Genomic DNA, 15,357 nt, shown 5'->3' with positions numbered 1-15,357 from the left:
TAATGTTAAAGATTGAGAATGTAGCGAAGAAATTTTCGTGGTCAGAGACCTTAATTAAGAAATTTATCTCAAAACTTACACCAAAAACACAAAAAATTATCTGGGCAGTAAATAATGTTTCTTTAGACATCAATAAGGGAGAATGTGTGGGAGTAATAGGTGAAAGTGGTTGTGGTAAGACTACATTAGCCAGGATTATCCTTCGATTATTCCCTTATATAGATAAAGGAAAGGTGAAATTTGGTAATTCAGAAATATGTGTTTATGAATTCTCTAAGAAACAAATTTATGAATATCGAAGAAGAGTTCAGATGGTTTTTCAACATCCAGAGGCTTCTTTGAATCCACACATGTCTATAGGTAAAAATATAAAAGAGGCTATAATGCTTAAAAGTAAGGGAAAAGGTATAAGTAAAAAAGAAATAAATGACTTAATAAGGACATATTTAGTAAATGTACTTTTGAATCCTGAATATATTCATGCATATCCCCATGAATTAAGTGGGGGAGAAAAACGGAGAATTGGATTAATTCGAGCATTGTCCGTAGAACCAGATTTAGTTATATGTGATGAACCATTTTCAGGCCTGGATGCACCAGTGAGAAATCATATTATAGAACTTTTGAAAAATAAACTCCAGGAAGGTCTTTCTCTCTTACTTATATCTCATGATATAGGAGTAGTCAAAACTTTATGTTCTAAAGTAGCGGTTATGTATTTAGGAAGGATTGTTGAAATAGGTGATGTTAAAAAAGTCATCTCTGAAGAGGCAAGACATCCTTATACAAAGGAGTTATTTTCTGCCTCTAACTATCAACCAACTAACATAGGTGATAAAGAACCAGAGATGAAAAGAAAGAATTATGACAGCTGTCTATTTCACGATAGGTGTAAATCATCAAAAAAAAGATGTCGAGAAGAAACACCACTTCTTGAATCAATTAGTGAAAACCATAGTGTAGCATGCCACTATTGGAATAGATAATAAAAGATGAGCGATGAGAAGACGAATGACGCGAAATGAAGAATAAGGGATGAATTCTCTTTCATCCTGCGAAGTGGTCGTTTATCATTCTAAGAAAAGGGAGTGTGAAGAAAATGAAAAGAATTTGGAGTAGAATTGTTTTATCCTTGTTTCTCTATCACTGCTTGTTTGCTGAAATTAGTTTTTGTCAAAATTTACCAAAGGAAGTTGAAAATTACTTTACAGAAGGCGTATTAAATTTTAGAAGAACTAAAAATAGCCTCGGTGAGATGAAAGAAAAACTTAATAAGATATTTGAAGAAAAAGAGATAACTTTGGATAAGTTAAGAGAACTATTTCCTCAAGAAGAAGTATCTCTATCAAACTTCTTTGATGGATTAAAGGAAAAATATAAAACCGAGGAATTCTCATTTATTAACGAGGTTATTAAACAGGATGTAATTAACCTTCAATTAGCAAAAGAATCTTTTGAGAAAGTAATTGATTCTGAGAAACAATTTATAGATGCATATATCTTTAAGTCACTTACTTGTTTAGAGATGGGATTATATGAAGAGGCAATCTCATCTTTCAAGAAAATCCCTGAGAGTGAATTTAAGAAAGAATTTATAGAACCACTAGAGTTTGAAAATCTCTTTTTTGGCATAGCCAAACTATCTCTTGATGCTAAAAGGAATAGGTTGAAAATTAAAGGGGCAGAAAATTTGGTTCCAGAGAATATAATAGATAGATTAATACGAATAAGAGAGTTTGAACTAAAAAGCATTATAGAAAAAAAGACTGTTCAGAAAAACCTGGCCGAGTTGTATAATGAGGAGATGTTAAACAGATTTAAATTAGTCGAATTTTATATAAAAAATCAAGAGAAAGAAAGAGCAACAAAAGAATTTGAAGAAGTTTATAAAGAAGTAAAAGATGAATTAAAAGAAGAAATCTATAACCAGGTGAAAGAGGAAATAGACAATCTTAAGAAAAAAGGTATAGAACCTTTACCTGGCTCAAGTATCTTTGATTTTGAAATGGAAGAACCTATAATAAAACGGTTTGAGCCAAAGATAGAGATAAAGATTTTTAAACAAAGTGAATATCCTGCATGTTGTGATAAAGATTTTTATATCATCCCCGCTAAGGGAAAAATAGAGTTTAAAAATGAAGGAATTTATTATCCGATTACTGACCTTAAAGAGAAAAAGATGGAACTACCTAAAGATATCGAATTACCCAGTGGTAAATATACTTATATAATTAACCTATCCAATGTGAAAATTATTGAGCCGGATAAATTTCCTCTGGGAATAGTAATAGAAAACAAAGAAAGAGACCTAAAAGATAACTTATGTCCTGAATTACACATAAAAGGTGAGAAGGGAAGTGTTATTCTAAAAGAGAATGTATACGAATGGAATCAAAAATATGGAAATCTTACGAATAAAACAACAAAAAACACTGTTAAACTTGCTACAGGCTCTTCTATTGAGAAGGTGATTATTCATAATCTACCGCTTTATAAGGGAGAGGGTAAATATAAGGTTAAGATTATTCGTATTGGCGACTGGCCTGTCCCAGGAGAAGGAGATAAACCACTTGCTATCGTTGGTCTAGGCAGTATGATTTTGCTCACTTTGATAATAAGATAAATTTATAGTAAGTAAAGGAGAATATGTCTATGTTGAAAAAATTAATAATTTTAAGTAGTTTGATAGGAATAATGATGAGTTTAACTATGAGGGTAGCTGAGGCAGAGTTTAGAATTATCTCTCCAAATGGTGGAGAGGAATGGGCCGGTGGAAGCCCCAGGGATATAAAGTTAGTAGTAACAGGAGGCAGTCCTCCTTATACACTTGAAGCTTCATATTCTACTGATGCCGGGATAACATATCCCTACTTTATTGGCACTACAACACAAACAGAAGATGGAACTTATACCTACAATTGGACACTTCCAAATATTAATTCAAAAAATGTTAAAATCCAGGTTCTTGGAACCGATAGTGCTACACCTACTCCAGAGACATATTCTGATGTAAGTGACGGAACATTTACCATAGATAGTAGTTTACCAATTATATTACTGACCCCATATACCCCAGACCCAACAAAGGATAATACACCTACCTATACTGGTACTGCTACTGATACAATGACAAAGATGGTAGATATTGAATATAAAGTTGATGATGGTAACTGGGTCGATGTAGACCCATTTAGTCAAGCATCAACGGTAACATTTACATTTACAACAGGGACATTATCTGATGGACCTCATACCATTACAGTCAGGGCAAAGGACGAAGCAGGAAATTGGGGAACTTCTACTTCGGATACATTACTGGTTGATACGACTCCTCCCATTGTAATACTAAATCCTTATACCCCAGACCCAACTAATGATAATACACCTACCTATACTGGTACTGCTACTGACGCAACTGATATTATGGTGATCGAATATAAAGTTGACGACGGAGGGTGGGATTTTGTAGGCACAAACTATGGCACACGAACTGTTCCCTTTACATTCACAATAGGGCCATTATCTAATGGTCCCCATACTATTTCATTCAGAGCACAGGATTACTCGGGTGGTAACATGGGTTCAGCAACCTCTGATACTCTATTTGTTGATATCAGCATCCCGAATGTCTTATTAAGTTCTTACACCCCAGACCCAACAAATGATAATACACCTACTTATACTGGTACTGCTACTGATACAATGACAAAGATTGTAGATATTGAATATAAAGTTGATAATGGTAACTGGGTCGATGTAGACCCATTTAGTCAAGCATCAACGGTAACATTTACATTTACAACAGGGACATTATCTGATGGCCCTCATACCATTACAGTCAGGGCACAGGATGAAGCAGGAAATTGGGGAACTTCTACTCCGGATACATTGGTTGTTGATACAAGTCCTCCTATTGTAATACTGAATCCTTATACTCCAGACCCAACTAATGATAATACACCTCCTTATACGGGTACTGCTACTGATACAATGACAAAGATTGTAGATATTGAATATAAAGTTGATAGTGGAGACTGGACCGATGTAGACCCATTTATCACAACTTCAACGGTAGTATTTAAATTTACACCAATATTATCTGATGGACCTCATACCATTACAGTAAGAGCAAAGAATGAACTAAATAATTGGGGAACTTCTACCTCTGATATATTAGTAGTTGATGTTACCTCACCAACTGTTATATTAAATCCTTATGCCCCAGACCCAACAAATGATAATACACCTACTTATAGAGGTTCTGCTACTGATACAACTACAAAGATTGTAGATATTAAATATAAAGTTGATGATGGTAACTGGGTCGATGTAGACCCATTTAGTCAAGCCTCAATGGTAACATTTACATTTACCATAGGGCCATTATCTGATAGACCTCATACCATTACAGTCAGGGCACAGGATGAAGCTGAAAATTGGAGTTCTTTTGTTTCAGATATCTTAGTTGTAGATACAACTCCTTCTAATATAATATTAAATCCCTATACCCCGAATCCAACAAATGATAATACACCTACTTATACGGGTACTGCTACTGATACAATGACAAAGATTAAGGTTATTGAATATCAAGTTGATGGAGGAACATGGAAACCTGTAAATCTATTCTCTGAGGCCCTAAGTGTCCCCTTTACATTTACAACAGGGCCATTATCTGATGGACATCATACCATTACAGTCAGGGCAAAGGATGAAGCAGGAAATTGGGGGACTTCTACTCCGGATACATTGGTTGTTGATACAACTCCGCCTAATGTAGTCTTGGCTCCTTATACACCTGACCCAACTAATGATAATACACCTACTTATACTGGTTCTGCTACTGATGCAACTACAAAGATTATGGAAATTCAGTATAGGATTGATAGTGGAGACTGGGTTATTGGAACAATCATCCCAGGACTAACTGTATACTTTACATTTACTACAAATGCACTAATTGATGGACCACATACTATTACTGTAAAGGCAAGGGATGAGGCTGGGAATGGGGGTACTTCTACTCCGGATACATTGGTTGTTGATACAACTCCGTCTAATGTAGTCTTGGCTCCTTATACACCTGACCCAACTAATGATAATACACCTACTTATACTGGTAATGTTACGGATAAAACAAAAATTGTAGATATAGAATATAAAGTTGATGATGGAGACTGGACTAATGCTACATTTACACCGGGACTAATTGTATCATTTACATTTACTACTACTGCATTACTTGATGGACCACATACCATTACAGTCAGGGCAAAGGATGAATCTGGGAATTGGGGGACTTCTACTCCGGATATATTGGTTATTGATACAACTCCGCCTAATGTAGTCTTGGCTCCTTATACACCTGACCCAACTAATGATAATACACCTACTTATACGGGCTCTGCTACTGATACACTCACAAAGATTGTTGAAATTTGGTATAGTGTTGATAATGGAGACCCATCTATTGTATCAATCACCCCAGGATTAACTATATACTTTACATTTACTACATATCCATTACTTGATGCACCCCATACTATTACAGTAAAGGCAAAGGATGAGGCTGGGAATTGGAGGACTTCTACTCCGGATATATTGGTTGTTGATACAACTCCGCCTAATGTAGTCTTGGCTCCTTATACCCCTGACCCAAGTAATGATAATACACCTACTTATACTGGTAATGCTACGGATAAAACAAAAATTGTAGATATAGAATATAAAATTGATGATGGAGACTGGACTAATGCTACATTTACACCAGGACTAATTGTATCATTTACATTTACTACTACTGCATTACTTGATGGACCACATACCATTACAGTCAGGACAAAGGATGAGGCAGGAAATTGGGGCACTTCTACTCCTGATACATTAGTTGTTGATACAAATCCTCCTATTGTAGTCCTGAATCCTTATACTCCAGACCCCACTAATGATAATACCCCTACTTATACTGGTATTGCTACTGAGGCAACTACAAAGATTAAAGAGATTTGGTATAGAGTTGGTACAGAAACATGGACTGGAATAGCCATTACTGAAGGTGTAAGTGTACTATTTACATTTACTACTACTGCATTATTTGATGGAACACATACCATTACAGTCAGGGCAAAGGATGAAGCAGGAAATTGGGGCACTTCTACTCCTGATACATTAGTTGTTGATACAAATCCTCCTATTGTAGTCCTGAATCCTTATACTCCAGACCCCACTAATGATAATACCCCTACTTATACTGGTATTGCTACTGAGGCAACTACAAAGATTAAAGAGATTTGGTATAGAGTTGGTACAGAAACATGGACTGGGATAGCCATTACTGAAGGTGTAAGTGTATCATTTACATTTACTACTACTGCATTACTTGATGGACCCCATACTATTACAGTCAGGGCAAAGGATGAAGCTGAGAATTGGGGGACTTCTTCTCCGGATACCTTAAATATTGATACAAAACCACCATACATAAGACAAGCAATCTATAAAGATAAAGGTTCTATAGGACTAAATGCAGGTGATGAAATAGAGATAACCTTTAATGAGCTTATAAAGTCAGAAAGTCTATCAATTAATGATTTTAAATTAAATGTTCAAGGAGATACATTTGGGACAGGTGCTATGACAACTAAGAATGAAATATCCACAGGTACATATACTGTAACAATCATATTAGGGAATGAACCAAAGTTGAAGGTTCCTGGAAAATATGTTGGGGTAACTACACCAGGTTCACCTTCTGGTATAAATGTTAAAGAAACATCCTCAATAAATGATATAGCAGGGAATATGGCAACCACCACTACTGAACAAATTTCAGACCAGGATATTATAGATAAAGATTCACCTAAAATTTCCCGGGCAATTTATGTAGATAAACCAAACACCGCCCCTGGAGTAAGTAGTGGAGATGAATTACTTATAATATTTACAGAGGATATAACAATAAATGGAGCAGTGCCAGAAGACTTTTACTTACCTGTGCATGGAGATACATTTGGTATGGAAGCGACTATAACACAAACTGCCAAATCTGAGATAAAAATAATATTAGGAACACAAACATTCTTAACAATAGAAGGGATATATCAAAAAGGATTTATAGGCACAGGAAACCCATCAGGAATAGATATATCTAAGAATATAATGCCAGGACATATAATTGACCTATCAGGAAATGATGCGGTATCATTAGAAGAAGGGAACGAAAAAGATATAGAATTTGAAGATAAAGTTCTACCTACAATTGAAAATCTTCTACCCAAAAATGGCGAAGTTGTTAATAATCTTCCTGTAATTTCTGCCTGGCTGAGAGATGTTGGAGCTGCATATAACTCTGGAATAAATCCAGACTCTATTACGATTTTTCTCAATGGGAATAGAGTTATTGATATTAAAAAATTAGAGTTTGATGAGCAAAAATCACAGGATAAATTTGAAGGAAATAACCTGACAGTAATTTTAAAAACTCCCCTCTCTCAAGGAGAATATACTCTGAGTATGATTGTAGCAGACAAGAGAGATAATTGGTCTGCAACTGCCACAACTAAATTTATAGTTGGTCAACCAGAAATTGTCTCTCAACTTATTAATTATCCTAATCCATTTACCTCAGGCGAAGGAACTTATATTCGATATGTCCTTGGTGAACCAGGGAGAGTAACTATTAATATTTATGATATCTCATGGCAATTAGTAACTTCAATTGAAATTGGGGATAGAGATGCTGGAATACAGAAAGAAAAATGGGTTGGTTTATCTGCTTTGAATGAAAAACTACCGAATGGTATCTATTTCTGCGAGATAGTAGTGATTGAAAGAGATTCTGGAGCAGAACATAAAAAATATTCTAAAATGGCTGTCTTTAATGAAAGATAGAAGAACAAACAAAAGGAGGAAATTAGTATGTCTATATTAAAAAATCAAGTAGGGATTATCATTTTAATATGCTTTGTATTACTTCAATATCCTATTAATGCCTCAGCACGTAAAGCTGGAGGAGACACTTATGCCTTCCTAAATTTAGGCCCAGGAGCAAGAGCTTTAGGTCTGGGAGGTGCTTTTGTGGCAATCGCTGATGATAGCTCAGCCTCTTATTGGAATCCAGCGGGATTAGCAATGATAAAATCAAGAGAGGTAATTCTTATGTCAGATTTTGGGGGCAATAATGAGATTGAAACAAAGTACTCTTATATGAGTAGTGCTTCCCCAATTAATCTTAATAAATTGCTTCCTCTTAAATTCTTTAAAAATTCTGATGGAATTGGAATTAGTCTTATTAACTTTGGTGTTGATGATATACCAAAAACAGGTATAGATGCCTATAATGAGATAATAAAAATTGGAGCATTTGATGATGAGGAGAGAGCTTTTATTTTTTCCTATGGAAATGAAATTATTGAAGAATTCTTTTTAGTAGGGATAAGTTTTAAGTACATTACCCATAAATTTGACGGACATTCTGGGAAAGGATTTGGTATAGACTTAGGAGCATTAGCTAATGTTTCTTCTATGTTTGACAGAAAATATAAAACAATCTTAGGGTTACGGAATGTAAGAATAGGAGGTTGTATCAAAAACAACTTTAAGAAAAAGTGGGATTCTGGACCTAATGATGAAGGATCAATATCATCAGAATTAGGATTAGCATTTGACCTGCTAAAGGATAGAAAATGGACTTGCTCGCTTGCATTGAAGCAAGGAGAAGAAAGACCATTGATTGCTTCATTAGGAACAGAATTTCAACTCATTGAGGATTTATTGACTATAAGAGGTGGAATTAATAACTGGTACTTAGAAAATCGATATAAAGAGTTAGATTTAAAAAAACTAAATTATGCCCGTAAATGGTCACTCGGAGTAGGGATTAGGGTTGGTAGAGGAGAAATAGATTATGCTATTTCAAGTGGAAGATTTGAGACCAAACATCAACTCTCAACTACTATAAAATTTTAATCCATTATTTGTAACCGTTCACCTATGAAAAGGATTTGTCAAGTAAAAGAGAGCGTTGCAAATGGTTTTTAGTTATGGTGTGGGTTGGGGAGAGTTTTGGGTGATAAAAGATGCCAAAGCTATAAAAAAGAGATAATCTGATTAGTTGACATCAAGATGAGGAGGTGTTATATAGTTGTCCCTTCTAAAGTGGTTAAAGTTTATGATTGATTAAGTCGATTAAGATAACAGAAGTAAATTTTAAATTTAGGAGGGGAACAATGCATCCAAATAACCAATTATCGACTGGTTAATGCCCCTCTGGGTTGTCTTTTGGGACTCCAAAATGTCAAGAAATACAAAAAGATGGCAAGAAATGAGGTAACACAATGCCAGGGACCGTAAATATAACCTTAAGTTCTATGCAACGCTCTCTCTACAAGAGAGCGTTGCAAATGACTTTTAGTTATTAATAAAAAAATTTAAATTTTTTTCTTGACAAATTTACCGAGTTTATGATATATTATTAATTACAATTCAAATTCATTATTTGAGAATAAAAAAGGGAGGGTTTTATTATAAATCCTCCCTTTTTTTATTCGAAGATGCGTAAGTGTTCAGGGTGTAATAATTGGTAATGGGCAAGTAATTACCATTCACCAGTTACCATTTACCAAACAAAAGGAGCCTATTATGGGTAAGGAATTATATGACTATTTACTTAATCAGAAATATATATTATTTACTTATTTATTTAACCCTAAAGACCAACCAATAAATGGGCAGATTGGTTTAGGTGTGGTCTTGCAAGATGGTTTGAGCAATTTTAAAAAGAGTCTCTTGCGATTTAAATTGATGGTTGACCTGGCGAATATCCTTGAAAAATCCGTAGATGTAACGATATTAAATGATACTTCACCTGTTTTAAGACAACAGACAATTAAATCTACTCAACCAATATTTGTTCGCAATGCGGAGCCAAATGTGGCATAAATAAAGAGGGCTTCAACTGGTAAGTGGTAACTATACTCCAGTGGGGTATAATTGTGATTATTTAAAGTAATCAGTAATCGGTAATTTGAGATAGCAGGCTACTGCTTGCTCTTTACCGATAACCTGATAACCGATAACCTGAGTTGATAGTAACAGGAAATCACAAAATATACCTCTCTAAAGTATAATTACCATTCACCAGTTACCATTTACCAAATATAATTGGTAATTGGTTAAATATCTTCGTCGTGAGTTCAGCCGAACGGTATTTAATTACCATTCACCAGTTACCATTTACCAAATATAAGGAGAGCGAGAAGTTGAAATTAAAAACTGTGGGGATAACTTTTGGCATTATATTTTCTATCTTTCTTAGTAAAGAAGTTATCGCCCAACCAACTATTACCAGTATTAATCCAAACATCGGCATAAATAGTGGCACGATAAGTGTAACCATTAGAGGTTCTAACTTTCAATCTGGAGCCACGGTTACCCTTACTCGAGCAAGCACTTCTATTATTGGCACATCTACATTTATTGAATCGGGAACAATTACCGCCGTCGTTGATTTAAAAAATGTTCAAATTGGTAGTTGGACCGTCTTCGTTACTAACCCTGATGGTCAAACCGGAACATTGACCGATGGATTTAGAGTTATACCCCAATTGTTGATTACGGAAGTTTATTACGACCCTGTAAATGAACTGCAGGAATTCATCGAGATAAGGAATAACACACCATATTTAATTGACCTTTCAGGATACTACCTCTCAGACATAGAAGGAACTCATACATTTCCTGCCAATAGTGTTCTTCTTCCCTATGGAACGATTACTGTGGCACAAAGAGGAACAGCATCCTGCGCCGCTTTTGGTAAAAATCCAGATTTTGAATTGAATAATACCGACTCCAATATCCCGGATGTAACAAAAATAACAGGCTACACAATTGAATTATCTAATGGGGGTGATGAAGTTATATTGTCGGATAATTTTAAAACCGTGATAGATGTGGTTGTTTATGGAGGCGGTTCTTATCCTGGGGTCACGGCACATTCAGGGGTAACTGAAGGCAACTCTTTACATCGCCAGCCACCTTATCAGGATACAAACGATTGTAGTGTAGATTTTCAAGGAGGCAGTCCTACCCCAACCACTCAAAGAACTAATATTAACCTGAAGATAAACAAATACAAATATCCTGCCGGCGATGCCGCTATCGGAGAGAGAATTACATATCATATTTACTATGAGAATCCTGATGCTACTACCATATATAATGCTAATATTACCGACCTGTTACCAAATGAAGTAGATTATAGTGGTAGTACTGATACCAGTGGTGTCTCGCCAACGGTATCAGGTAAAAAAATCACCTGGGAGATAGGGACATTATCTACTGGAATAAACAAAATTATTTTATATGGTACACTGACAATAACCGCAATGGGCTCAAGAACCTTTCTAAATCTCGCCAGTATTACGACTAATTTACTTTGTTATGATGAGCAAGATTGGAACGATAATTATGCCTCCTGCTCAACACATATCACCTCACCAGTCAGTAACTTATGGATAAAAAAGACAGGAACAGAAAATATCCCTACGGGCAATCTCATTGAATATCAAATAACCTATGGTAATAAAGGAAGTTATACCGTAGGTAGTGTGACGATTACTGACATTTTACCTGATGGTGTAAGTTATAGCTCTGATACCAGTAGTCTATCGGGTACTATTTCGGATAATAAAATTACCTGGTTTATCGGCACATTATCTGCTGGGGTATCAGGCACATTTACTTTATATGGAACTGTTTCGACGCTCGGTTCTAACACAATTGTTAATATTGCCAGTATTACGGGGACATGTTATTTTGAGCAAGATGAAAGTGATAATGTGGCTACCTGCTCTACCCATATTCAGGGCATAGCGGCTGACCTGTGGATAAAAAAAATAGGCACAGATAACATTATGCCTGAAGAGAGAATTACCTATACGATTACTTATGGTAATAATGAGAATTATAAAGTCGGCAGTGTCAGTATCACTGATTTATTACCTGATGGTCTAATTTATTGTGATGATGATTGTGCCTTTACAAAGAGTATTTCAGGGAATAAAATTAAATGGTTAATAGGGACATTGTCTGCAATGGAAGCAGGGACAATTACTTTGTATGGTTCTGTAACTGCTCTGGGCTCAATTACCATAATTAACATTGCCAGTATCACCAGTGCCTGTTATCCAGAAAGCAATTTCAGTAATAATATGGCTACCTGCACGACACATATTGGTGCTCCCCCAGGTAATCTCTGGATAAGCAAGTATAGTAGTGTCAGTGAAATTCTTCCAAAGCAAGTCATCAAATATGATATTTACTATAAAAACAAGGGTAATTATACTGTCGGCAGTGTAACGATTACAGATTTATTACCTGATGGCATAATCTATCGTTCTGATAATAGCGGCTTGCCAGTAACTATTTCCGGCAATAAAATTACCTGGTTTGTAGGAACATTATCTCCAGAGGGAGGTAGTTATGATTTTCAATTATATGGCACTGTTACAGCCCTTGGTTCTATGACCCTTATCAATATTGCCAGTATTACAGGTGTCTGTTATATTGAGCAAGATAAAAGTGATAATTTTGCTACAGCCTCAATTCATGTAACCTCACCCCCAGGTAATTTATGGATAGAAAAAATAGGGCCAGGAAGTATTACGACCCAGGATGTAATTGAATATCAGATAAAATATGGCAATAAGGGAACTTATACCGTTGGAAGTGTAACAATTACTGACATTTTACCCGATGGAGTAAGTTATGGAACTGATACAAGTGGTTTGTTAATAGGGACTTGCGGAAGTAATTTTATTACCTGGTTTGTGGGCACATTGTCCCCGGGTGTATCTGCCACATTTACTTTATATGGCACGGTGACGGCACTTGGGTCTAACACTATTATTAATATTGCTACTATCACCGGCACCTGTTATGTTGAAAATGATAACAGTGATAATCTCGCAATCTGCTCAACCCATGTTAAAGGCACTTTGACTGATTTGTGGATAATGAAGGAAGTTCTGGGTAGTGTGACGACGGCTGAGGCAATTGCTTATAAAATAACCTATGGGAATAACGGTAGTTTTACCGTTGGCAGTGTCAGTATTACCGATTTATTACCTAATGGCGTAAGTTACAGTTATGATAATAGTCCTTTCTCAAAAAATATTTCAGGCAATGAGATTATCTGGTCAATAGCCACATTATCACCAGAAGAGACAGGTTCATTTACCTTGTATGGAACCGTTACTGCACTTGGCTCAACGACTATTATCAATATCGCCAGTATCACCAGTCTGTGTTATCCTGATAAAGACTGGGCTAATAACATCTCCACCTGTTCTACACATATTTCAGGCACGCAAACTAATCTCTGGGTAAAAAAATACGCACCGGCGAATGTTATTGCTGGTGAAAGAGTTACCTATGATATCTGGTATGGTAATTACGATAAAGTAGGTGTCCGAAATGTTGAAATCATTGATGAATTACCAGAAGGAACAAGTTATAGTAGTGATGATAGTGGATTACAAACAAATATATCAGGAAATGAAATTACCTGGTTTGTCGGGACATTATCCGGACAGGTCTCAAGGACATTTTATTTGTATGCAACGGTAACAACTTTTAATTCTGTAAAAATAGTTAATTCCGCAACCATTACGGGTGAATGCTACATTGAAAAGGATTTAAGTGATAATGTTACTCGGGGAACAACAACTGTTTTTGCGGGTAAGATTTCCATTACCCCAACTGCCGGAACCGTGGGAAGTATAATTACAGTCCTTGGTAGTGAATTTAGTGCGACTGAAGGGATACTGATTAGTTTGGGAAATACTTCAAGTATTGCCGTTGTAACAACAAATGCATCTGGCACCTTCACCACAACCTTCACCATTGATACCCAACCTTATGGTACCTACACGGTTAAAGCCATAGGACTAACTTCTAATCTAAAAGCAATAGATTTATTCAGAGTTTTACCAAGCATAATTTTCATCACCCCCACTAACGGCACAGTTGGGAGTTTTGTGATGGTAAGGGGTAATGGATTTGGAGGGCGTAAGACAATCAGGGTTGATTTTGGGAAGAGGGTGGATATTCAACAGACCTCAAGCGATGTAGCCGGTAGCTGGACAACAATATTTACAGTGGATACACAACCCTATGGTCAGACAACCATCAAGGCATATGGCAGTGAAGAGGCATCCGGGATATTTAGTATCTTACCGAATATTATTAAGGTTACGCCGCGGGCAGGCACGGTTGGGGCAGTCATCACCATTAGCGGCAATGGATTTGGGGCAACGACATCTATCCGAATTGTTTTTGGGAGGACGACAAGTATCGGGTTTGTAACGACGATGGCTGAAGGGAGCTGGACAACAACCTTTACTGTGGATACGCAGACTTATGGGACGACGACTGTGACTGCGTTTGAGGATGATATTAATATTTTTGCAGGAGCAAGTATCTTTATTTTACCAAAACTCATCTTTATATCGCCGTCAGAAGGCACGGTTGGAAGCATGGTTACCGTAGCGGGCAATGGATTTGGTGGGAATAAAGTTATCGCCATAGATTTTGGCACAACATCAAGCATCCAGACGGGCTGGAGTTGTGAGGCAGGGAGTTTTAGCACGACATGGACGGTGGATACGCAAGCCTATGGTCAGACAACCATCAAGGCACACGGAAGCGAAGAGGCAAAAGGGCTATTTAAGATATTACCACATATTATTTTGGTTAGTCCTGCAGAGGGCACGGTTGGGACAATCATCCGTATTTGTGGCAATGGTTATGGGGCAAATAGTTTGATTCGGGTAGAATTTGGGATAACACCAACAATTCAAATTACCTCAAGCTATGCGGGAGGTAGTTTTAGCACGACATGGACAGTAGATACACAGCCTTACGGCACGACAACGGTTGTAGGTTATGACGATGTGCTGGGTATCCAGAGTGGAGATAAGATAAAGATTTTACCCAATATCATTGTTATTACGCCTGGTCAGGGCACGGTTGGGAGTGTGGTCACGGTATCGGGGAATGGATTTGGAGCGAACAAGGTTATCAGGCTTGATTTTGGGACAAGAGCAATGATTCAGACGACTTCAAGCTATAGCAAAGGGAGCTGGGCAACGACATTTACCGTAGATACGCAAGTCTATGGCCAGACGACGATTAAGGCATCCGGGAGTGAGCAGGCTTATGGGATATTTATGATATTGCCAGAGATAATATTGATTTCACCAACAGAAGGCACAGTTGGTAGTTGTGTAACGATAAAAGGCAATGGCTATGGAGCAAAGGAAAGTATACATATTGGATTTGGTACTACACTGACTATTA

6 protein-coding genes are annotated in these 15,357 nt (G+C 36.6%); all 6 read left to right on the top strand.

All coding sequences use genetic code 11. The features are described from left to right. The first annotated feature begins 2 nt into the window (after positions 1-2). On the top strand, positions 3-986 hold the full coding sequence (locus tag AB1414_00145) for an ABC transporter ATP-binding protein (protein ID MEW6605845.1): 984 nt from the start codon (positions 3-5) through the stop codon (positions 984-986). 113 nt (positions 987-1,099) lie between these two features. Then, positions 1,100-2,623, top strand: a complete 1,524-nt coding sequence (locus AB1414_00140) for a hypothetical protein (protein MEW6605844.1) — start codon at positions 1,100-1,102, stop codon at positions 2,621-2,623. Positions 2,624-2,652: 29 nt separating this feature from the next. Continuing rightward, the gene (locus AB1414_00135; GenBank protein MEW6605843.1) at positions 2,653-7,890 is read left to right on the top strand and encodes an Ig-like domain-containing protein; all 5,238 of its coding nucleotides are present in this window, start codon (positions 2,653-2,655) and stop codon (positions 7,888-7,890) included. A 27-nt stretch (positions 7,891-7,917) separates the two neighbouring features. Then, the gene (locus AB1414_00130) at positions 7,918-8,967 is read left to right on the top strand and encodes a hypothetical protein (GenBank protein ID MEW6605842.1); all 1,050 of its coding nucleotides are present in this window, start codon (positions 7,918-7,920) and stop codon (positions 8,965-8,967) included. A gap of 672 nt (positions 8,968-9,639) precedes the next feature. Then, positions 9,640-9,939, top strand: coding sequence for a hypothetical protein (locus AB1414_00125; GenBank protein ID MEW6605841.1), 300 nt, complete (start codon positions 9,640-9,642; stop codon positions 9,937-9,939). 320 nt (positions 9,940-10,259) lie between these two features. Then, on the top strand, positions 10,260-15,357 hold a 5,098-nt coding region (locus tag AB1414_00120; protein MEW6605840.1), incomplete at its 3' end, for a lamin tail domain-containing protein.

Source organism: bacterium (assembly GCA_040755795.1).
GTDB lineage: Bacteria > UBA9089 > CG2-30-40-21 > CG2-30-40-21 > SBAY01 > JBFLXS01.
The sequence above is the reverse complement of the archived record's forward strand: the minus strand, read 5'-3'. Positions and strand labels throughout refer to the sequence as shown.